Raw genomic sequence first — 23,225 nt, 5'->3', positions numbered from 1 at the left:
AAGGCATGGCAACAAAACATGAACAAATTCTTCAATACATTACAGAACTTGGAGTTGGAGAAAAAATTTCGGTACGGCGAATTGCAAAAGCACTGCAAGTTAGTGAAGGAACAGCTTATCGTGCCATAAAAGAAGCAGAAAACCAGGGACTAGTTAGTACGATAGAACGTGTAGGGACGATTCGTATAGAAAAGAAGCAAAAAGATAACATTGAAAAGCTAACATATGCTGAAGTGGTTAACATCGTAGAAGGACAAGTTCTTGGAGGCAGGAATGGCCTGCATAAAACATTAAACCGCTTTGTTATCGGAGCAATGAAACTAGAAGCAATGATGCGTTATGTAGAAGCAGGAAATCTATTAATCGTCGGCAACCGGTACCAAGTACACAAGCTTGCACTTGAAGCCGGGGCTGCGGTTCTCATTACTGGCGGTTTTGATACGAACGAAAATGTTATTGCTTTAGCGGATGAACTGGAGCTTCCTGTTATTACGACAAGTTATGACACATTTACGGTAGCCACTATGATTAACAGAGCTATTTATGACCAGCTGATTAAAAAGGAAATCGTTCTCGTTAATGACATTTTAATTCCTCTGCAGGATACGTATTTTATGACGACAGATAATACAGTTAATAAGTGGCACCAAATGAATCAGCGTACGGGCCACAGCCGCTATCCGGTAATAGATCCGGAAATGAAAGTGCAAGGAATGATAGCTGCAAAAGACGTTCTGGGAGCGCAAATGCAAACACCAATTGAAAAAGTAATGACTAAAAACCCTATTACTGTGAACGAACGGACATCGGTTGCTTCGGTAGCCCATGTCATGGTATGGGAAGGAATAGAATTACTTCCTGTTATAGACGAGCAGCGCCATCTTCTCGGTGTAATCAGTCGGCAGGATGTGTTAAAAGCATTGCAAATGACACAGCGCCAGCCCCATGTCGGGGAAACACTTGATGATTTAGTTACAGGTCGTTTTCATGAAATGAGAGCAGGTTCGGAGTACAACTATCAATGTGAAGTGACTCCTCAAATGACAAATCAACTTGGAATGATTTCATATGGTGTTCTCACTACGTTAGTAACAGAAACCGGAAGCAGGTTGTTGAAACAATACAAACGAGGAGACCTTGTCGTCGAAAACATCACGCTTTATTTCATAAAACCAGTTCAAATAGAAAGTACAATAGACATGAAAGGAAAGCTGCTTGAAGTCGGCCGTAAGCACGGAAAAGTGGACGTGGAACTCTATCATGAAGGAGAGATCGTCGGAAAAGCATTACTGATGGCCCAGCTGCTTGATCGTTAAATAAAAGAAGACTTGACCGTTTAATATATGAACCGGAAAGTAATGGAACGTTCCATTATACTTAAAGAAAAAACCATCCCTTTACTTGTGTTTTTGGGACGGCTTAAATTAGGATATTATGCGTTTATACGCTGTTCTTCTGCTTCCTTTATGGCATAAGGCAAATACAATTTGTAAGCGCGGTATCCAAGAATAATATTAGCTGCGCCAAGAACTAAAAAAATAGAGCCTATAATCGTATCTACAGTACCACGGCTTGTATATAATAAGTTAGCTCCAAAACCTGCCATAAAAGCACCGAGACTTATGTTAGCTTTTGTTTGAATCCATCTTTTTTCAGCGGGAGCCTGTGAACGAATTGATTTTATTTTGTAAAAAGCATACATGGCAAGTCCTACAACAAGTATGATAATAAAAATTTGCGTCATGTTTTCCTCCTGGGAAGTGTATTAATAAATTGCTTATTTTATTGTACTTGGAAAAGAATATAGAAGCAAATACTATAAAAATCTAAGTTCATGAACTATATTAGAAAGGAAGGTAAGATGAAACAAAAAATTATTGAAGCGATCGAAGCCTTTCAAACCATTTATATATACCGTCATGAAAAGCCTGATCCTGACGCGATTGGTTCGCAAGCTGGTCTTGGGGCTTTGATTCAAACCAATTATCCAAATAAAAAAGTAGTATTAATGGGAGAAGAAGAGGAATCTCTTTCTTTTTTAGCCCAAATGTCTGCAAATGTGGAACAGCAAAACGATATAGAAAGCAGTTTGGTCATTATATGTGACACAGCCAATACCGAGCGTATTGACGGAGAAGGCTGGGAGCGAGGAAAAACAACAATTAAAATTGATCATCATCCAGAGGTAGAATCGTATGGGGATCTGATGTGGGTAAAAACCGAGGCCAGTTCTACGTGTGAAATGATGATAGAATTAGTATTAGAAGGGAAAAAATCTCATAACTGGGAGCTGCCGAAAGAAGCAGCCAGACTCTTGTATGCCGGAATTATCGGTGATACAGGACGATTTCAATTCTCTAATACAACACCGCAGACATTGCGGCTTGCTGCAGAAGTATTGGAGTATGATTTTAATACAACAGAACTGTTTACCCGTTTCTATGAGAATCAAGAAAAGCTTGTTCGTTTCAAGGGCAGCGTGCTGCAAGAATTTGAGATGACCGAACACGGACTGGGCATTATGTATATAACGAAAAAGATGCTAGATGAATATGAGATTACCGTCAATGAATCTTCTGCTGTGATTAATTCTTTTTCCGACACAGCAGGGTTAAAAGCTTGGGTATTTTTTGTGGAAGATGAAGAAAATAACAATTACAGGGTAAGACTTCGTTCAAAAGGTCCAGTGATTAATGAAGTGGCCGCCAATCATAATGGCGGTGGTCATCCTATGGCAGCCGGAGCAAAAGCCCAAAATAAAAAAGAAACAGAAGATATTATCGAGGAGCTTGAAGCCCTTTGTGAAAGTTACTAGTAAAATTCGGCTTGCTTGCCGCCAATATTACCTATACTTTTTAACAGTGCAACAAGCTCCGGAATGTCATAAACACAGTCCGGAGCTTGTTTGGTCAACTGGAGAGACTTACTTACTCTACTCTTTTTTGTTTGTTGGAATAAACCAGGAACCGAGGTCTGTCTTGTCTTCATATACATCAATGTCCTGCTTTTCGAGTTCTTTTCTAATCATAGCGGTTACTTCATGCGACTCAGCGAAAGCAGAGTACCCTGCCTTAATTTTTTCTACTTTTTGAAGAGCCATTTCTTTCCGGTTCATTACCATCTCTTTTCCTGTCAAATCCATCACGAGCACCTCCTCAAAAGTAAATGGCTTGTATGAAGAAGGATTGCCTTAATATAAAAAGCGGTATACTTTTTTTATATTATACCGGATTTTTTTTGCTTTGTATTGTTTGATTATAAAAAATTCAAAAAATAGTTATTTGATTAAGAACCTCTCAGGTTGATTTTTATATGAAGCTCTAAGCTCGTATAGATATACATTTCTTCTATATGAAGCTGGTATTCATTGTCCCCAACCTTATATGTTTTATTTTCTATTGCTTTTTTAATAAGTTCTTTTCCTTCTACGACGCTTTCAATGTTTTTATTTTTAAGAAATTTTACTTCATCATCTACTTGTTGTTTTAGTTCATATAGGGCTAATTCGTTTAAGCGGAGTTTTTGTTCATTTGTAAAATTGATATTAGTTTCTTGAATGGTTAGCTTTTTTTCATTTTCTTCATTTCGTTTTTTTTCCTCGCTTCGTAATATATCTATCTGCTCTTTCTGGTTTTCAATTTGAATGCGTTGTTTATTGATTTCGATCACAAGTTCTTCATGGACTGCACCAAATTGAAAAAGAAAAAAAGCCCAGCCGCCGAGTGCTCCCATCATTATGCCGGCAAAAAATCGCTGCCAGCCTGGACGTCGGTAATAAGGCGGTATTCTCATGGAGTGATTTGCTCCTGGGTGATCCATTGTATAAGAAGTGTTCCTGTATTGGCTCCTCCCAATGCAGCACAAATCATAGCAAGTGTTTTAAAAATATCAGCATGAGTACCGGACAAAAGACCGCGTTCAAGAGAAGTGATGGCATCAAAGGTTCCTCCAATAGCAGCAACGAGCGCCCAAATTTTTAAGCTGGCAGCCAGGTCGTGGATGGTAGACAACGGGGGTTTTCCAATTAATAAAGCGCCCATGCCGCCTATAATGGAGCCGCCTATAATGACACCAAATGCTACAAAAAAGTCCATAATCAATGTTCCTGCGAATTCTCGACTTATCACTGAGGTTCCCCCCTTTATCATTTCTTAACAAGGACAACTTTTTCTCTTATTAAATATAAGAAAAGAAGGGGTGTTATATGCTTGTTTTCCTTGGAAAAGCTATTCATACTTATAAGAAAGGCGTAAAACCGGATAAAGAACGCAGAAGTACAAAAAGGAGATCCTGCTATGGAGTTTGTTCATTTACATACACATACGGAATACAGCTTGCTTGAAAGTACAGCGAGAATTCGTACTCTTGTTAACAAAGCAGCTGACGATAACATGTCTGCTCTTGCTATTACAGATAAAAATAATATGCACGGTGTCATTCCTTTTTATAAACAATGTATAGAAAAAGAAATAAAACCGATTATCGGGCTGGAATTATGGATGACTGGTTTAGAATTAGAGGGGGATTATCCAATCATTCTCCTTGCTGAAAATAATGAAGGGTACCGCGCTTTGCTGAAGCTGTCTACCATCAAACAAACAGAGGGCTATATCCATTTCCAAACGGCTGCAGAACGGATAAAAGACTGTTTTATTCTGCTTCCGTACGCAGATAGTGAAGTCGCTGAGTTGATTCGTCAAGACGAGCAAAATAAGGCAGCAGAGGTGTTAGAGCGTTACATCAAAGCTCTTGATAAAGGACGAGTATATTTGGAGAAACAGCCTGTGCATGGCGAAAGTAATGTATGGAACGTATGGGAGCAATTATCCTTACAATCAAATGTCCCGTTTGCAGCGGGAAATAATATTCACATGGCGGACGAAGAAGAAAAAGAAGGGCTCTATGCGCTGAAAGCTATTGCAGAAGGGACAGCAATAAAAAACATAAAAGCCCGTTCGGACTATCTGTCTGGCCATTTTCTATATACGGATGAAATAACAGAAGCCTTCGGTGGTGAAAAAGGTTCTTTATTAAAAACGGCTGAAATTGCAGCCAAATGCAATGTGAAGATAGATTTTGAACAAACATTGCTGCCTAAATTCCCGCTTCCTACAGGCCATTCGGCAAAACAAGAATTAAGAAGGCTTTGTGATGAAGGAGCAGCGTACCGTTATAATGAAATCACAGACAAAATAACAGAACGTTTGGATTATGAGCTGCAAGTTATTGACCGTATGGGGTTCAATGATTATTTTTTAATTGTTGCTGATTTGGTAAGATATGCCCGTAATCAAGGAATGCTGGTAGGGCCAGGAAGGGGGTCTGCTGCAGGATCATTAGTATCTTATGTGCTGGAAATTACGGATGTAGATCCTTTAGAACATGATTTATTATTTGAGCGTTTTTTAAATCCTGAGCGGGTAACAATGCCTGACATTGACATTGATTTTCCAGATTACCGGCGCGATGAAGTCATTAAATATGTAGTAGAAAAGTATGGAAAACAGCGGGTTGCTCAAATCGTCACATTCGGTACTTTTGGGGCGCGTGCATCAATAAGAGATGCTGGGAGAATTATGGAAGCGCCTCAAGCCTTAATTGACCGTATGGCTTCTTTTATCCCTCAAGAGCCGGGGATGACATTAAAAAAAGCGTACAAAGCAGATGTATCGTTACAAGAATTAATTCAAAGGGAACCGCAGGCTGCTTCGATACTTAAGCTGGCTTCAAAAATCGAAGGCCTTCCTCGGCATACATCGGTTCATGCTGCTGGTGTAGTGATGAGTGAAGACCTTTTAACAGAGCATGTGCCGCTTATGCATAAAGGCGATGACTTTCTGCTCACCCAATATCCAATGGATCATCTAGAAGAAATAGGATTGTTAAAGATGGATTTTCTTGGTTTAAAAAATTTAAGTCTGCTTGAGCGAATTACGCGGACTATTAAAAAACAGGAAGGGACAACCATTTATTTACGAGATCTTCCTGCTGATGATTCTAAAACGTATGCTATGCTGGCAGAAGGTGATACGACCGGCGTATTTCAATTGGAGTCCACAGGCATGAGGCAGGCTCTTCAGCAGATTAAACCAACAGCATTTGAAGATATTGCTGCTGTAAATGCCCTTTACAGACCGGGACCAATGGAGAATATCCCTGTCTATGCAAAAAGAAAACATGGCCATTCTGCTCCGGACTATCCTCATGACAGAATAAAACACATCTTAGCTCCGACATATGGAGTAATTGTGTATCAAGAACAGATCATGCAAATTGCTTCTGAAATGGCCGGGTATTCTTTTGGTGAAGCCGATTTACTTCGCCGAGCTGTTAGTAAAAAAAATAGAAAGATTTTAGAAACAGAGCGTGACCGATTTGTAACTGGTGCAGAAAAGACGGGATGTACGCCATCCGAAGCTTCTAAAGTATACGATTTGATCGTGCGATTTGCCGATTATGGGTTCAATCGTTCTCATGCAGTAGCATACAGCTTTATTGCCTATCAGCTCGCTTATTTAAAGACTCACTATCCAGCTTATTTTTATGCTGCTTTATTAACGATGAATATGAACAATCCATCAAAAACAGCTGCCTATTTAAGAGAAGCGAAACAAAAGGGATTAACTGTTAATCCACCTTCTATTCACCGCAGTGAAGCAGGGTTTTATGCGGCAAGAAATCATATATATTTTGGGCTGCTTGCTATTAAACAAGTAAATATACATTTCGTACGTTCTATCTTGGAAGAGAGAAAGCATGGAGATTTTCAAGGTATGATTGATTTTATTGTTAGGATGGACCCAAAAGTGATAAATAGGAGAGCGCTGGAATCTTTAATAAAAGCTGGAGCCCTTGATGATTTTGCTAATAATCGTGCAGTTATGCTGGCATCTATTGAAAGAGCAATCGAATTTGCTGAATTTCAAAAAGATCTTGGCGGGCTCATTTCTGAAGGAGAATATGACTTTCGTTTCGTACAGACAAAACCATTCTCTGAAAATGAATGCTTTGAAGCAGAAAAAGAAGCTACTGGATTTTATTTAAGCGGCCATCCGCTCGACCGTTACCAAAAAATACTTGCACGATTTCAGCCGGTATCTTTATTTGACAGGCTTCCTGCTTCTCAACGAAAAGTATGGGCTGCAGGAATCGTAGAAGAAATGAAACAGGTAAGGACCAAAAATGGCCAGAGTATGGCATTTCTTACAATTACAGATGGAACCGGAGATATGGAGATTGTCATTTTCCCAAACATTTACCGAAAAATAAGAAAGATGCTGACAGAGCAGATTCCTATCTTAATTGGCGGCAGGCAGGACAGAAAAAGCAAGAAACAAAAACTGCTCGCTGATCATGTGCTTTATTTAGAAGATATACTGAAACAGTCAGATGATCTTTTGTTTTTAAAAATAGAAAAACAAAAAAATGAGAAAACAGCTGCAGAAAAAATAAAACAGATACTAGGCAAATATCCAGGCGGTGTACAAGTATGCCTTGTTTATGAACAAGAAAACAAAGTGATTAAATTAGCAGATAGATTTCGTACAGATGGCTCAACTCCATGCTTAGAGGAATTAAAACAAATATTGGGAGAAGAATTTGTTGTGTTAAAAAAGGCATAGAGGGTGAACATGTCTATCTCATCTGTTATAATAAGATAAGTTTTGCTGTGGTCAGTTCGTTTTAACCATACAATAAGAAAAGGCCGCACGGATCATGGAAGAAGGAGAGTGGAGATTTTGTCAACGACAAGAGAAGAAGCTTTGCATATTCACCGGGAGAACCAAGGAAAGCTGGAATCCAAATCAAAAGTTCCAGTAAGAAACGCTAAGGACTTAAGCCTTGCTTATTCCCCGGGAGTGGCTGAGCCTTGTAAAGCTATTTTCGATGACAAACAGAATGTTTTTGAGTATACAATGAAAGGAAACATGGTAGCTGTTGTTTCCGATGGTACAGCAGTATTGGGTCTAGGAAATATCGGCCCTGAAGCAGCGCTTCCTGTCATGGAAGGTAAAGCAGTTTTATTTAAGTCTTTTGCCGGAGTGGATGCGTTTCCTGTTTGCTTAGACACTACAGATGTTGATCGAATCGTGGAAACAGTAAAATTGATGCAGCCAACTTTTGGCGGGGTTAACCTAGAAGATATTGCTGCTCCAAATTGCTTTATTATTGAAGAAAGATTAAAAAAAGAAACAAATATTCCAGTCTTCCATGATGATCAGCACGGTACAGCTATCGTAACAGCTGCCGGTTTAATTAACGCATTAAAAGTAAACGGAAAATCTTTATCTGAAATTCGAATTGTGGTCAATGGGGCTGGTTCTGCAGGAATTGCTATTATAAAGTTATTGCAGCGTCTAGGCGTGCGTGATGTCATTTTATGTGACTCTAAAGGTGCTATTTATGACGGTAGAACATACGGCATGAATGATGTGAAGGCTGAGATTGCAAAAGTTACGAATAAAGACAGAGCCGAAGGTAAACTTGCTGATGTCATTAAAAACACTGATGTGTTTATTGGGGTATCCGTAGCAGGTGCATTAACGAAAGAAATGATACAAACGATGAATGATGATCCTATCATTTTTGCGATGGCAAATCCTGATCCGGAAATAATGCCTGAAGATGCAAAGGAAGCCGGAGCAAAAGTAATAGGAACAGGCCGCTCGGACTTTCCGAATCAAGTAAATAATGTCCTTGCTTTTCCTGGAATCTTCCGCGGGGCATTAGATGTTAATGCTACAATTATTAATGAAGAAATGAAAAAAGCAGCAGTTTATGCTATTGCGGATTTAATTGACCAAAAAGAACTAACACCAGACTATGTAATACCGGCTCCGTTTGATGGACGAGTTGCACCGGCTGTGGCCGCAGCCGTAGCCCGCACAGCCATGGAAACCGGGGTAGCACGTAAAGAGGTCAATCCCGAGGAAGTAGCGGAAAAGACAAGAAGGCTTTCTATTATTGATAAAGCATAACAAGGAAAAATCACGGTGAAACGTAAAAAAAAACGCTGCCTAATAGTGGGCAAAGAAATATGGCAGGTTGGTAGTTGAAGCAAGCTGTCGTCTGGACGGATTAGAGCGATCGTCATTAAGTCGGTCACTCCTCTGTTCGAGAAGTTGTAAGAGCAGTTTTATTTGGAAAGGCAATTTCATTTAACAAGCAGGCAATGCCTGCTTGTTAAAATCACTGCTCTTTTTTTCTAAGAGAAGTATTTTAAAAGAAAAAAAGTCGGGATCATTTGCACAAACAAGTATGAATATATGTACAGAAGCTGTTCACTTGCTTGTATACGTAATAGTAAAGAGGAAATACTGCATTTAGGACTATTGCAATCTGCCAAAAGAAGATTATCTTACAAAGAGATTGTGCTTTTCTTTACAACATTACCTTGAAAAAAGTGCCTTTTGACAAAGTATAAGTGAAACTACCACTTCCGCCATAAGGACTCGGCGGCAAGCCGAGTTTTTCTAATAAGATAAGAAAGTATAAAAAATTTTGCGCTTTTGATGTCTAGCTTCAGCGCCCAGCCTCTCGGAGGCCCAAGATGGTTTAAGGAACTTTTGCTAGATTCGCGAACATCGTGTTCCGGGCGCAAAAGTCAGCACATCCAGGGCAAGCCAGTTCGGCGTTCTCACACGACGTAAGGAAGTTAGCGCGAACGTCATTTAAAACGCTTTTCTTATTTAACATAGTACAGATAGTAAAGAAGGTGTCCTCGTGTTAAAGGATTTTTTCAATAAAAAAAGAAAATACGCGAAGATTCCATCAGAACGCCAGCAGCCAGTCAAAATGAATGATGGCGTCATGACAAAATGTCCAGAATGCAAATCCATTGTTTATACGAAAGAACTAAAAAAACATGATATGGTTTGCATCAGCTGCGGTCATCATCTGCCTATGACTGCTTATGAGCGAATCAACTCCTTAGTTGAAGAGGGGACGTTCGTTGAAATCAATACGGATATTACTTCTAGAGATCCTTTATCGTTTCCTGAGTATGAACAAAAACTTGAAAAAGACCGCCAAAAAACGAAATTGAATGAGGCGGTAGTTACAGGTGAAGGATATATAGAAGGATGTCCTGTTGTTATTGGTGTGATGGATCAAAGGTTTCGCATGGGAAGCATGGGTTCTGCTGTAGGAGAAAAAATCACCCGTGCCATCGAACAAGCGTTATCAAAACAACGTCCTTTTATTATGTTTTCTGCTTCAGGAGGAGCGCGTATGCAAGAGGGTGTACTCAGCCTAATGCAAATGGCAAAAACAAGTGCTGCCCTAAAAAGGCTTGATGAAGCAGGTTTATTATTTGTATCCGTTATGACGCATCCTACCACAGGAGGAGTATCAGCAAGTTTTGCTTCTCTTGGTGATTACAATTTGGCCGAACCGGCAGCACTGATCGGTTTTGCGGGACGCAGAATTATCGAACAAACCATTCGTCAAGAATTACCGGAAGATTTTCAAACAGCTGAGTTTTTATTAAAGCATGGACAACTCGATAAGGTTGTACCTAGACAAGAGATGAAAGAAACGTTAAGCTCAATTTTAGATATACATGGTTACAAAGAGAAGTAAGGAGGTGACAAGCATTGCATAGTTATTTACCCTTTGAAAAGCCTGTAATTGAACTTCGTGAAAAGATAAATGAATTAAAATCTTTTACAGAAGAAAAAGACATAGACTTGAGCGGTGAAATTACTAATTTAGAAGATCGCCTCAAGCAGCTAGAAGACGATATATACGGGAATCTCACGCCGTGGCAGCGTGTTCAAATTGCCAGGCATGGGGAGCGTCCCACAACATTTGACTATATTAATCAACTGTTCACCGACTTTCTAGAACTTCATGGGGACCGGCTTTACGGAGATGACGAAGCGATTGTCGGCGGAATTGCAAAATATAAAGGACAACCAGTAACCGTGATCGGCCACCAGCGCGGAAAAGATACAAAGGAAAACATCCGGCGCAATTTCGGCATGCCGCATCCAGAAGGGTATAGAAAAGCATTGCGGTTGATGAAACAAGCTGAGAAATTTTCTAGGCCTGTAATATGTTTCATTGATACAAAGGGAGCATACCCTGGGAAAGCAGCAGAAGAACGCGGACAAAGCGAAGCAATTGCACGTAATTTGTTAGAAATGGCAGGGCTGCGTGTGCCTATTATAAGCATTGTGATCGGAGAAGGGGGAAGCGGAGGTGCTTTAGCGCTAGGAGTCGGCAACCAAATCCATATGCTTGAAAACTCAACCTATTCTGTTATATCCCCTGAAGGTGCTGCTGCCTTGCTATGGAAAGATGCAAGCTATGCCAAACAAGCAGCACAAACGATGCGCATCACTGCCCCGGACTTAAAAGAATTAGGTATTATTGATGAAATGATAAAAGAGGTAAAAGGCGGGGCTCATAAAAATTTGGAAAAACAGGCTTCCTATATGGATGACGTTTTAGAGCGTTCCTTACATAATCTCTGTCAAAGAACTGCTGACGAATTAATCGCAGAACGTTACGAAAAATACAAACAGATCGGCGAAGTAACCGGTGAAAGCGTTGTCACTGGTGAACGAGAGAATTAGTGCTTTCTGAGTGTGTCGGAAAGCATTTTTTCTTTGTAATTTAGGAAAGTTTAACTTTCCTAAAGGATCAAAGTATATTGCCATAAGGATTCAGCGGCCAGCCGAGTTTTTCTAATAATAGTGTTTTTAATTGTAAGAAAATTTCACATTGGACGGAAATAAGATAAAGAAGTTTTCTAACATATGGTCTGTTTTATATACTTTACAAAATTTTAACTTTGTTAAAGGAACAAAGTATAAGTGAAACTGACTTCCGCCATAAGGACCCGGCGGTAAGCCGAGTTTATCTAATAATATAGGAATGTATAAAATTTTGCGCTCTGATGTCTAGCTTCAGCGCCCAGCCTCTCGGAGGCCCGAGATGGTTTAAGGAACTTTTGCTAGATTCGCAATATGAAGGATCTTCTGCTAAGATCGCGAACGTCCTGTTCCGGGCGCAGAAGACAGCCTATCCAGGACAAGCCAGTTCGGCGTTCTCACAGGACGTGAGGAACTTAGCCGAACGTCATTTAAAACAGGGGCGCTTTCGCTTTTCTTAATTGCTTTTATTATTTTTTGCAAACCTAATTTTGAAAATGGTTTAATGTAATGAGTTAAAAATAGATCTTTACTATGAAATAAGGAGTGAATATAACATGAAAAAAATTGGAGTACTGACAAGCGGGGGCGACTCTCCAGGGATGAATGCAGCAATCCGGGCGGTAGTCCGTAAAGCTATTTATCATGGAGTGGAAGTATATGGTGTGAAATACGGCTATGCAGGTTTAATCAATAACGAAATTGATAAGCTGGAAATTGGAGATGTTGGTGATATTATTCACAAGGGCGGCACGAAATTATATACAGCTCGCTGTGAGGAGTTTAAAACCCCTGAAGGAAGGCAGAAAGCAATAGAAAATTTAAATGCATTAGGCATTCAAGGACTAGTAGTAATAGGAGGAGACGGATCTTTCCGAGGAGCAGAAAAACTAACAGAGCTTGGTTATCCTACCATTGGTGTTCCAGGAACAATCGATAATGATATCCCAGGAACGGACTATACTATAGGTTTTGATACGGCGCTTAATACAGTCATTGATGCAATTGACAAAATACGTGACACTGCTACCTCTCATGAGCGGACTTACGTGATTGAAGTCATGGGAAGAAACGCCGGAGATATTGCACTTTGGTCAGGTTTAGCAGACGGAGCAGAAACAATCCTTATTCCAGAAGAAGAACACCATATGGAAGATATTGTCGGCAGGTTAAGAAGAGGACATGAACGGGGGAAAAAGCACAGTATCATCATTGTTGCAGAAGGTGTTGGCAGCGGCCCTGAGTTTAGTCAGAGAATTAAAGAAGAAACCAATTTAGAAACACGCGTCACCGTGCTAGGTCATATTCAGCGCGGCGGATCTCCTACTGCATATGACCGCGTACTTGCAAGCCGTCTTGGAGCAAATGCGGTTGAACTTTTATTAAATGGAGAGCAAGGTTGTATGGTTGGTATAAGAAACAATAAAGTGGTTCATAAAAACATTTCAGAGGCACTTTCTGAAACTCATGAAATTGATAGAGATATGTATCGTCTCTCTCAAGAACTTTCTATATAATCCTAGTACGAAATACAAGTTATGATACAATAATCTAGGGAAAACTGAAGAGGAGGACAATGATGAGAAAAACAAAAATTGTATGTACGATTGGACCAGCGAGTGAATCTCCTGCAATGTTAAAGAGTTTAATGCAAGCTGGTATGAATGTTGCTCGCCTTAATTTTTCGCATGGAGATTTTGATGAACACAAAGCACGTATTGATACTATACGAGAAACGGCAAAAGAATTAGGGGAAAACGTTGCTATCCTTCTTGATACAAAAGGCCCGGAAATAAGAACTCAAACGATGAAAAACGGAGCAATTAACCTTGAAAGAGGCCAGGAATTAATTATAGCTGCTGAAGAAGTAGAAGGGACCCCTGAAAAAATATCTGTGACGTATCCCGGTCTTGCCGATGATTTAGAAGCAGGAAAGAAAATTCTTTTAGATGATGGTTTAATTGAACTAGAAGTTCTTGAGATTATTGGTAAAGATGTGAAAACGAAGGTATTGAACAGCGGAGAACTTAAAAATAAAAAAGGAGTTAATTTGCCCAATGTCAAAGTAAATCTTCCAGGTATTACGGAAAAAGATGCTGCAGATATTGAGTTTGGTATTGAGCAGGAAGTCGACTTTATTGCGGCTTCTTTTGTGAGGCGTACCTCTGATGTTTTAGAAATTAGAGAGCTCCTTGAAAAACATGAGGCAGAAGACATTCAAATCATACCAAAAATAGAAAACCAGGAAGGTATTGAGAACATAGATGAAATTTTAGAAGTATCGGACGGCTTAATGGTAGCACGGGGAGATCTCGGGGTGGAAATTCCGCCGGAAGAAGTTCCACTCGCCCAGAAAAACTTGATAAAGAAATGCAACACATTAGCAAAACCGGTCATCACAGCTACACAAATGCTTGATTCGATGCAGCGCAATCCGCGTCCGACAAGAGCAGAAGCAAGCGATGTAGCTAATGCCATTTTTGATGGTACGGATGCCATTATGCTTTCAGGGGAAACAGCTGCTGGGGATTATCCTGTTGAAGCGGTACAGACAATGAGTAATATTGCTATGAAAGCTGAATCTGCCTTAAAATATGAAAACATCTTAAGCCAGCGCACAAAGGAAAGCAGCAGATCCATTACGAACTCTATTAGTCAATCTGTTTCTCATACTGCTTATAACTTAGATGCAGCAGCTATTCTAACAGCAACAGAAAGCGGGTATACTGCAAAAATTGTATCTAAATACCGTCCCGAATCTCCAATTGTTGCTGTAACGAGCGACGAAAAGGTATTGCGCAAGCTTTCTCTCGTTTGGGGGGTAACTCCGCTTCTTGGGAAACCAGCAAAGACGACTGACGAGATGCTTGACAGCACGGTTAGAGAATCATTAAAAGCAGGACTGGTCAGCCATGGCGATCTAGTGGTGATTACTGCTGGTGTACCTGTTGGTGAAACAGGAACCACCAACATTATGAAAGTACACGTCCTCGGTGAAATCATTGGTAAAGGGCAGGGAATCGGCCGCAAAACAGCTTCCGGCAGAGTGGTTATTGCTCGTTCTGCAAGTGAAGCAAATGAAAAAATGGAAGAAGGCAAAATTTTAGTTACTTACAGCACGGATAAAGATATGATTCCAGCCTTTGAAAAAGCAGCTGCTGTCATTACAGAAGAAGGTGGATTAACCTCTCATGCTGCCGTAGTAGGGTTGAATTTGGGGATACCAGTAATAGTAGGAGTGAAAGAAGCGATAGATTTGTTTGAAGATGGAGAAGAAATAACGGTGGATGGTTCTCGCGGCGATCTTTACCGCGGACACGCAAGCGTACTATAAAAAGACGAAAGGAGCTGTTCCGATTTGATCGGAGCAGCTTTTGTCTAACCGATCCAAAAGGGAGGAACAATTCGTGGGTAAATGGTTTGTGCTGCTTTTAATAATAGTTCCTGCTTTAGAAATTGGTTTGTTGGTGCTTTCTGGAAATGCAATAGGGGTTTGGCCGACCATACTTCTTATTATTTTAACGGGAATATTAGGAGCATGGCTGGCGAAGAAAGAAGGATTGAATACAATTAGAACTGCTCAGCTGCAAATGCAAAACGGGGAAGTTCCAGGCAAACTTGTTTTAGACGGCATTTGTATTCTGGTTGGAGGGGCTGTTTTACTAACACCAGGATTTATCACTGATGCTGTTGGTTTTTTTCTTCTCATCCCTTATACGAGAGCGATCATAAAAGCACTATTAGAAAGAATTTTTGCTAAACTGATTCAAAACGGCAGCATTATTTATTTTCAGAAGAAGTAACTGGTAAGTCTGTTGTTACATGACAGACTGTGTTGATTTATGGTAGGATGTTAACGAAGACTATGTGGAAGGATGGACTACAATTGATATCGCAAGCATCCATTTTTATGCTTATTTTGCTTGCGGTCGGAGTCCTTGGTAAAAACCAGTCGTTGGTAATCGCAGTTCTCATTCTATTATTCATTAAATGGGTGGGACTTGGCGACAAAGTATTTCCGTTTTTGCAGATGAAAGGAATACCAATTGCCGTCACGATTCTTACTATATCTGTATTAGTGCCGATAGTAACAGGTGAGATTGGTTTCAAACAACTGGGTGAAGCAGTGAAATCTTATTATGCTTGGATTGCTCTTGCTTCGGGAATATTTGTGGCTCTGATTGCAAAAGGCGGTGTAGTGCTGCTTCAAAATGATCCGCATATTACCGCTGCGCTTGTTATTGGGACCATTCTTGCAGTAGCGCTGTTTAACGGAGTTGCTGTCGGACCTTTAATTGGAGCGGGTATTGCTTATGCGGCTATGAAAGCAGCTGAAATGTTTTCATCCGCCGGCGGATGAGGAATAAAGTATATTCTTCCTCCAGCCTATAGGGTTTTATCTGAATAATAGAAGTAATATAATTTTTGTGAATAAGTATAATATCATATTTCTAAGTTCACAAAAATGTAAAAAGTGTTTATAATGAAAAGGGCTTCAAAATTCCTTCCTACATAGCTTACGGAAGAAATACGTGTTAACAGTACCGCTTCACCCACTTCTGACAGGATTGATGCTGCAAAGAAGTATGCATGTAACAGACTGAGCGTTCTACTTGGTTATCATGCAGTTTTCTATATGCGGGCTGATTTGACGCGAAAATGTAAGCATTTTCGATTTTCGGACATTTTGAAAATCATATTTTCTGGTAAAAGGAGAGGTTGGTATGAGCACAACTCGTGGTCTTGAAGGTGTAGTGGCAACATCCTCTAGTGTGAGTTCCATTATTGATGACGTTTTAACGTATCAAGGCTATAATATCGACGATTTAGCCGAGAATGCATCGTTTGAGGAAGTCATTTATTTACTGTGGAATGGACGTCTGCCAAACAGAAGTGAACTTGATGAAATAACAAAAGATTTAGCAGCTAATATGGAAGTGCCAAAAGAAATTTTTGATTACATGAAAGCATACCCAATTGAAAATGTTCACCCTATGGCAGCGCTCAGAACTGCTGTATCACAGCTGGCATTGTACGATGAACAAGCTGAGGAAATGAATGAAGAAGTGAACAAACAAAAAGCAGTTCGCCTGCAAGCTAAAGTTCCTGCAATTGTAACAGGATTCAGTCGAATTCGTGAAGGAAAAGAACCTGTTGCTCCCAAAAAAGAATTAAGTTTTGCTGCGAACTTTTTGTACATGCTAAATGGAAAAGAACCGGATGAAACGTCAGAAACGGCTTTTAATAAAGCTCTCGTTCTGCACGCAGACCATGAGCTCAACGCCTCGACTTTTACGGCACGCGTCTGTGTAGCAACGTTATCTGATATTTATTCTGGTATTACCGCTGCGATTGGCGCTCTAAAAGGTCCATTACATGGTGGTGCAAACGAAAGAGTTATGGCAACTTTGTCTGATATCGGGGAAGTCGAGAATGTAGAACGATACATTAGAAAAGCTCTGGACAATAAAGAAAAGATTATGGGATTCGGTCACCGGGTATACAAACAAGGTGATCCACGCGCCAAACATTTACGTGACATGTCGGAGAAACTTACGAAGATCACTGGTGAATCAAAATGGTATGATATGTCAATAAAAGTAGAAGAGATGGTAGTTGGGGAAAAAGGGCTGCTGCCAAATGTAGATTTTTATTCTGCTTCTGTATACCACAGTCTTGGCATTGATCATGATCTTTTCACACCTATTTTCGCTACCAGCCGTGTATCAGGATGGCTCGCCCACATTCTTGAGCAGTACAGTGATAATCGTTTGATTCGTCCGCGGGCAGAATATGTTGGACCGGATAAGCAAAAATATATACCGGTGGATGAAAGATAAATCGATCAACCAATCAGCATATGTTTGCCGGGACAAGTTTGTATTCGTTCTTTGCAGTATCCGTCTCTAGCCAGAAACGGCGTATTCACTTTTTAAATCACTTAGCAGGAGGTTTTTGTAAATGGCTAATGGAGAAAAGATTACAACAAATAATGGAGTATTAAATGTACCAGATGAACCAGTCATTCCTTATATTGAAGGAGATGGAATCGGCCCTGACATTTGGGCTGCAGCGAATAAAGTATTAGATGCTGCTGTGGAGAAAGCCTACAACGGGAAAAAGAAAATTCATTGGAAAGAAATCCTCGTAGGGGAAAAAGCCTACAACAATACGGGAGAATGGCTTCCTGAAGAATCTCTTCAAACAATTCGTGAATACTTAATCGCTATTAAAGGACCTTTGACTACCCCAATTGGCGGAGGTATTCGTTCTTTGAATGTTGCTCTTCGTCAAAAACTCGATTTATTTACATGCCTTCGTCCGGTTCGTCATTTTACAGGCGTACCTTCCCCTGTTAAACGTCCGGAAGATGTTAACATGGCTATTTTCCGTGAAAACACAGAAGACATTTATGCAGGGATAGAATACAAAGAAGGAACGGATGAAGCTAAAAAAGTAATTGAATTCCTTCAAAACGAAATGGGAGCAACCAATATTCGTTTCCCTGAAACTTCCGGTATCGGCATTAAGCCTGTATCTAAAGAAGGTACAGAACGTCTTGTGCGTGCCGCTATCGATTTTGCCCTTCAAGAAGGCCGTAAGAGTGTAACATTGGTTCATAAAGGAAACATCATGAAGTTTACAGAAGGTGCTTTTAAAGCTTGGGGTTATGAGCTTGCAGAACGTGAATACGGCGATAAAGTCTTTACTTGGAACCAATACGATGAAATCGTAGAAAAAGAAGGTAAAGACGCAGCGAATGCAGCACAGCAAAAAGCAGAAGATGAAGGCAAAATTATCATTAAAGATGCGATTGCAGACATTTTCTTGCAGCAAATTCTTACTCGTCCGAAAGAGTTTGATGTGGTAGCTACTATGAACCTGAACGGTGACTATGTTTCTGATGCGCTTGCCGCTCAAGTTGGCGGAATCGGTATTGCACCGGGAGCAAACATTAACTACGAATCCGGCCACGCTATTTTTGAAGCTACGCATGGTACAGCACCAAAATATGCTGGAATGGATAAAGTTAATCCTTCCTCTGTCATCCTCTCCGGGGAACTATTACTTCGCCACCTAGGCTGGAATGAAGCTGCTGAGCTTGTTCTTCAATCCATGGATAAAACGATTGGAAGCAAAGTAGTTACTTATGACTTTGCTCGTTTAATGGATGGAGCAAGAGAAGTAAAATGCTCTGAATTTGGTGATGAGCTCATTAAAAACATGTAACATAACGGAGGAGGAAAAATTATCATGGCAATTAAACGTAGAAAAGTCTCTGTTATAGGAGCTGGTTTTACCGGTGCCACAACAGCATTAATGACCGCACAAAAAGAACTTGGCGATGTTGTTTTAGTTGATATCCCTGACATGGAAGACCCAACAAAAGGGAAAGCTCTCGATATGCTCGAAGCAACTCCTGTAGAAGGAGCAGATGTGAACGTTACAGGAACTTCTAATTACGAAGATACTGCTGATTCTGATGTCGTTGTTATTACTGCTGGAATCGCAAGAAAGCCCGGTATGAGCCGTGATGACCTCGTTAATACAAACGCTAAAATCATGAAGTCAGTAACAAATGAGATTGTGAAACATTCTCCGGATTGCTACATTATCGTACTCACTAACCCTGCAGATGCGATGACTTATACGGTTTATAAAGAATCCGGTTTTCCTAAAAACCGCGTAATCGGGCAGTCAGGTGTACTAGATACTGCACGTTTCCGTACGTTTGTTGCGCAGGAGTTAGGTTTTTCAGTAGAAGATATTCAAGGATTTGTACTCGGCGGTCATGGTGATGATATGGTACCGCTTATCCGTTATTCCAATGCAGGCGGTGTACCTTTAACAAAACTTATCTCTCAAGACCGTATTGATTCGATTGTCGAACGCACGAGAAAAGGCGGCGGTGAAATCGTAGGTCTGCTAGGAAACGGCAGCGCTTATTATGCTCCGGCTGCTTCTCTTACACAAATGGTAGAAGCTATTCTTAAAGATAAAAAACGTGTTCTTCCAACAATTGCTTATTTAGAAGGGGAATACGGTTATGAAGATCTGTATGTCGGTGTTCCTACTGTGTTAGGCGGAGATGGTATAGAGAAAATCATCGAGCTGGATTTGACTGACGAGGAAAAAGCTGAATTTGCTAAATCAGTAAAGTCTGTTCGCAGTGTAATGGAAGCTCTTCCAAAAGAATAAACAAAAAAGGTCAGCTGTAATAGTAAAAAACAGCTGGCCTTTTTGCTTCCATTGCTCAGAGTGAAATACCATTTCTAAGCCATAGCAGGGGAATCCTGTAATTCAATAAATATACTAGCCGTTAAATTGGTAAAAACTGCTTTTGTATTTGAGGGAATATGGAAGGTTATAGTATGATGAAAAAAGGATCATGGGGATACCAATGAAACCTGAATAATTTAGTCACTGACTGAAGGGGGACAGTGGCAGATGGAGGAAGATTATGCCGCAAAGATTGCTTGTTGTTGATGACGAAGAATCGATTATTACACTCCTTTCCTACAATCTGGAGCAGTCAGGGTTTCAAGTAGATACGGCCATGGACGGGAAAGAAGCAATGGAAAAAGTCAAGGGTACAGCTTATGATTTGGTAGTACTTGATCTCATGCTTCCGGAAAAAGATGGTCTTGAAGTGTGCAGACAGATACGGCAGGAAAGATTAAGTATACCTATTTTGATGCTGACTGCAAAAGATGATGAATTTGATAAAGTGCTGGGCCTTGAACTTGGAGCCGACGACTATATGACAAAACCGTTCAGCCCAAGGGAATTAGTGGCAAGAGTGAAAGCCATTCTAAGACGAGTTGAATACGTTCCTGCTGTACAACAAGAAGAAATCAACACAGATAAAAAAATAGTTATAGGACATTTGACCATTTTTCCAGATAACTATGAAGTGTATGTGAAAGAGAAGCAATTAGAACTTACGCCAAAAGAATTTGAATTGCTTTTATATTTATCGAATAATAAAGGAAGAGTAATGACAAGAGACCAGCTTTTAAATGCGGTATGGAATTATGAATTTGTGGGGGATACAAGGATAGTTGATGTACATATTAGCCATCTGCGTGAAAAAATAGAACCTAATACAAAAAAACCGGTATACATTAAAACGGTAAGAGGACTGGGTTACAAATTTGAGGAGCCGCCTTCTGCATGATGAAATTTCGGACAAGACTTGTTTTTGGATTAATGATTGCCATATTATTTGTTTTAGCTGCCTTAGGAATACTTCTCGGCCAGTTATTGAAAGGTTTTTATGTGGATCAATTAGAAGAAAGACTTGGAAAAGAAGCATCTATGGCTGCTTTAACATTGGAAGATACAGAAGAATCAGAGTGGCAGGAATATGCGGAAGAATTAGCCAAAAGGCTGGATGTCAGGGTAACGATTATACAAGAAGATGGGGACGTTGCTGGAGAAACCGCAGAAGAATCACAAGCTGCGGAAAATAATTTAGAATCGCCTGAAATCGAGCAGGCTGATGAAGAAGGAGGCACAACTATACGTTACAGCTCTATAGCGGAAGAAGAGCTGCTTTATTATGCCTATCCTTTTCAATATGGAGAAGAGGAAAATGGATATGTGCGTCTTGCTATGCCAGTGGAGCGAATAGGTGAAGTAAATCAGAAGCTATGGATGTTTCTAGCAGTTAGTTTTTCGATAGCTTTTATTATTATTTTGTCATTAAGCTATCGTATTGCTAACCAGCTGACACGTCCAATCGGACAGGTTACCGATGTGGCCAAACAATTAGCCAAAGGAAACTTTAAAGCAAGAACTTATGAAGGGACAAAAGATGAAGTGGGTCAGTTAACCAGATCCATTAATATTCTTGCTTATAATCTTGACCAAATTACAAGACAGTATCAGACACAGCAGGAAAGATTAGAAGCATTAATTGACCATATGGGTAGTGGTCTCATATTCATTAATGATCGTGGAGATATATCATTAATTAACCAATATTGCAAAGATATATTTAATGCGGATACAGATCAATGGCTGCAGCAATTGTATTATCAAGTTATTGAAGACAAGAAGCTTATTCAGCTTATTCAGCAAATATTTTTGACAGAAGCGAAAGTCCAAAATCAAGTACAATTGAATACACGCTTAAATGTAAGCCATTATGATGTGTATGGGGCTCCTATTGTAGGAGAAAAAGACAGGCTGCGAGGAATCGTTCTCGTTTTACATGACATCACGGAATTAAAAAAACTCGAGCAAATACGTAAAGACTTTGTTGCTAATGTTTCTCATGAATTAAAAACACCTGTGACTTCTTTAAAAGGGTTTACGGAAACGCTGCTTGACGGAGCGATGGAAGACGAACGAGCTAGAAAACAGTTTCTAGATATTATCTGGAAGGAAAGCGACCGTCTGCAAGATCTTATCAGTGATCTATTAGAGCTTTCCAAAATTGAAAAAGAATACTTTGAATTAAACTGGCAAAAGGTGAACGTGACGAAATCGGTAGAAGAAGTTGTAGAATTATTACGGCCCAAAGCAAAGAATAAAAAGCTGGATCTATTGGTTGATGTTCCAGATGATATCTATATGGAAGGAGATACTTCAAGGTTTAAACAAATAATTATTAACCTTGTTACGAATGCTATCGTTTATACTCCAGAAGAGGGAAGTATCCACGTTGATGTTAGAAAAGAAAAAGAGTCTGTCGTCGTGTCCATTAAAGACACAGGCATTGGTATTAGTGAGGAAGAACTGCCTCGGATTTTCGAGCGGTTTTACCGTATAAATAAAGACAGAAGCAGAAATTCTGGCGGCACCGGTCTTGGGTTAGCAATTGTAAAGCATCTGGTAGAGGCTCACCATGCTTCAATCAACGTGTATAGTGAGATAAATAAAGGAGCTACTTTTATCATTAGGTTTCCACAAAAAAGAGAATGAACAAATTAAAACAACCTTTACAAAACCTTAACAACAACTAAATGACTACTTAACGTTATGGCATTATTATTTAAAGGGAACGGTTTCATTATCTGTTTCGCTGATCTTTGATTCATCCCTTCAATCAGCTGACAGACTGAAACATCCCCTTTGAAAGACGAAAGCCTCCCCTTGGCTTTCGTCTTAATTTTATTGCCGAAAATAATTAGAGCTGCAATAAAGCAAAAGAACTAGGCTATCTCAAAAGGTTAGATTAAATCATCTAGCAAATGGAATATGTGAGAGTCCTGCGGGAAAAAGGGCAGTGTAAAGACCCTGCTGGGAAGGGTTTGCTCACAAGGAAAGCAACGCCCCCGGGTGTAAAGAAGACACTACGAGAATGAGCCAAAGAGAGTTTAAGTAGATGTCGACTTGTGCCCTGAGGATGAAAGCGAGTATATCCATTTGCGTTTGCAAAGAACTGACTTGTGGGACAGCTCTGTTCTTTTTAAAATGAGGGTTTATGTTATTTCTGATGCAATGTTTTTCGAATAAAGGATGGAAAGTCGTTTCATTTGTAATATAATGAAAAAAGCGCTTGCTGCATCGATAGTACAAGGTGATGGATAAACAAGGAAGTTTATTCTTTCTTTTGATCCA

Annotated in this window: 19 protein-coding genes; 15 read left to right on the top strand and 4 right to left on the bottom strand. The window is 40.0% G+C overall.

Features of this window, described 5'->3' with window-relative positions; all coding sequences use genetic code 11:
* Positions 1-5 precede the first annotated feature (5 nt).
* Positions 6-1,316 carry a CBS domain-containing protein gene (locus CEF16_RS10425; protein WP_091581761.1) on the top strand — a complete coding sequence of 437 codons (1,311 nt, stop codon included), beginning with the start codon at positions 6-8 and terminating at the stop codon, positions 1,314-1,316.
* A gap of 116 nt (positions 1,317-1,432) precedes the next feature.
* On the opposite strand, the gene CEF16_RS10420 is transcribed toward CEF16_RS10425, so the two are convergent.
* Positions 1,433-1,744: a YtpI family protein gene (locus tag CEF16_RS10420; RefSeq protein ID WP_091581764.1), complete on the bottom strand. Its 312-nt coding sequence runs from the start codon at positions 1,742-1,744 to the stop codon at positions 1,433-1,435.
* A gap of 117 nt (positions 1,745-1,861) precedes the next feature.
* Here CEF16_RS10420 and CEF16_RS10415 point away from each other — a divergent pair, with 117 nt between their 5' ends.
* On the top strand, positions 1,862-2,815 hold the full coding sequence (locus CEF16_RS10415; RefSeq protein ID WP_091581767.1) for a DHH family phosphoesterase: 954 nt from the start codon (positions 1,862-1,864) through the stop codon (positions 2,813-2,815).
* Positions 2,816-2,932: 117 nt separating this feature from the next.
* Here the strand turns inward: CEF16_RS10415 and CEF16_RS10410 are convergent, their stop codons facing one another.
* From CEF16_RS10410 to ytrH, 3 genes are all read right to left on the bottom strand, one after another.
* Positions 2,933-3,142, bottom strand: a complete 210-nt coding sequence (locus tag CEF16_RS10410; RefSeq protein ID WP_091581769.1) for a YtzJ family protein — start codon at positions 3,140-3,142, stop codon at positions 2,933-2,935.
* A gap of 143 nt (positions 3,143-3,285) precedes the next feature.
* Positions 3,286-3,792 (bottom strand): sporulation membrane protein YtrI, encoded by a 507-nt coding sequence (ytrI, locus tag CEF16_RS10405; RefSeq protein WP_091581771.1) that lies wholly within the window; start codon positions 3,790-3,792, stop codon positions 3,286-3,288.
* Positions 3,789-4,148, bottom strand: coding sequence for a sporulation membrane protein YtrH (ytrH, locus tag CEF16_RS10400; protein WP_091581774.1), 360 nt, complete (start codon positions 4,146-4,148; stop codon positions 3,789-3,791). Before ytrH ends, ytrI begins: the two co-directional genes overlap by 4 nt.
* Before the next feature lie 147 nt (positions 4,149-4,295).
* Here ytrH and dnaE point away from each other — a divergent pair, with 147 nt between their 5' ends.
* The 13 genes from dnaE to pnpS all read left to right on the top strand — a co-directional run bounded on the left by dnaE (position 4,296) and on the right by pnpS (position 22,586).
* Entirely contained in the window at positions 4,296-7,622 is a 3,327-nt protein-coding gene (gene dnaE, locus CEF16_RS10395; protein WP_091581777.1) for a DNA polymerase III subunit alpha, read from the top strand.
* Between the two features lie 117 nt (positions 7,623-7,739).
* Positions 7,740-8,978, top strand: coding sequence for an NADP-dependent malic enzyme (gene ystJ, locus CEF16_RS10390; protein WP_091581780.1), 1,239 nt, complete (start codon positions 7,740-7,742; stop codon positions 8,976-8,978).
* A 745-nt stretch (positions 8,979-9,723) separates the two neighbouring features.
* Entirely contained in the window at positions 9,724-10,581 is an 858-nt protein-coding gene (accD, locus tag CEF16_RS10385; RefSeq protein ID WP_091581783.1) for an acetyl-CoA carboxylase, carboxyltransferase subunit beta, read from the top strand.
* 14 nt (positions 10,582-10,595) lie between these two features.
* Positions 10,596-11,579, top strand: coding sequence for an acetyl-CoA carboxylase carboxyl transferase subunit alpha (gene accA, locus CEF16_RS10380; protein ID WP_091581786.1), 984 nt, complete (start codon positions 10,596-10,598; stop codon positions 11,577-11,579).
* Between the two features lie 635 nt (positions 11,580-12,214).
* On the top strand, positions 12,215-13,174 hold the full coding sequence (gene pfkA / locus CEF16_RS10375; protein WP_091581790.1) for a 6-phosphofructokinase: 960 nt from the start codon (positions 12,215-12,217) through the stop codon (positions 13,172-13,174).
* A gap of 62 nt (positions 13,175-13,236) precedes the next feature.
* The gene (gene pyk, locus CEF16_RS10370) at positions 13,237-14,991 is read left to right on the top strand and encodes a pyruvate kinase (protein WP_091581793.1); all 1,755 of its coding nucleotides are present in this window, start codon (positions 13,237-13,239) and stop codon (positions 14,989-14,991) included.
* 73 nt (positions 14,992-15,064) lie between these two features.
* A complete protein-coding gene (locus tag CEF16_RS10365; protein WP_091581796.1) occupies positions 15,065-15,460 on the top strand; it encodes an FxsA family protein in 396 nt (131 codons plus the stop codon).
* A gap of 83 nt (positions 15,461-15,543) precedes the next feature.
* Positions 15,544-16,017, top strand: coding sequence for a DUF441 domain-containing protein (locus tag CEF16_RS10360; protein ID WP_091582119.1), 474 nt, complete (start codon positions 15,544-15,546; stop codon positions 16,015-16,017).
* A gap of 364 nt (positions 16,018-16,381) precedes the next feature.
* Positions 16,382-17,497, top strand: a complete 1,116-nt coding sequence (gene citZ / locus CEF16_RS10355; RefSeq protein WP_091581799.1) for a citrate synthase — start codon at positions 16,382-16,384, stop codon at positions 17,495-17,497.
* A gap of 121 nt (positions 17,498-17,618) precedes the next feature.
* Positions 17,619-18,887, top strand: a complete 1,269-nt coding sequence (gene icd / locus CEF16_RS10350) for an NADP-dependent isocitrate dehydrogenase (protein WP_091581802.1) — start codon at positions 17,619-17,621, stop codon at positions 18,885-18,887.
* 24 nt (positions 18,888-18,911) lie between these two features.
* On the top strand, positions 18,912-19,856 hold the full coding sequence (gene mdh / locus CEF16_RS10345; RefSeq protein ID WP_091581805.1) for a malate dehydrogenase: 945 nt from the start codon (positions 18,912-18,914) through the stop codon (positions 19,854-19,856).
* 262 nt (positions 19,857-20,118) lie between these two features.
* A complete protein-coding gene (locus CEF16_RS10340; protein WP_091581808.1) occupies positions 20,119-20,835 on the top strand; it encodes a response regulator transcription factor in 717 nt (238 codons plus the stop codon).
* Entirely contained in the window at positions 20,832-22,586 is a 1,755-nt protein-coding gene (gene pnpS / locus CEF16_RS10335; RefSeq protein WP_091581811.1) for a two-component system histidine kinase PnpS, read from the top strand. Before CEF16_RS10340 ends, pnpS begins: the two co-directional genes overlap by 4 nt.
* The last annotated feature ends 639 nt before the right edge of the window (positions 22,587-23,225 follow it).

It is taken from the genome of Alteribacillus bidgolensis, from assembly GCF_002886255.1.
GTDB classification, from domain to species: domain Bacteria; phylum Bacillota; class Bacilli; order Bacillales; family Marinococcaceae; genus Alteribacillus; species Alteribacillus bidgolensis.
This window is presented reverse-complemented; position numbering and strand designations above follow the sequence as displayed.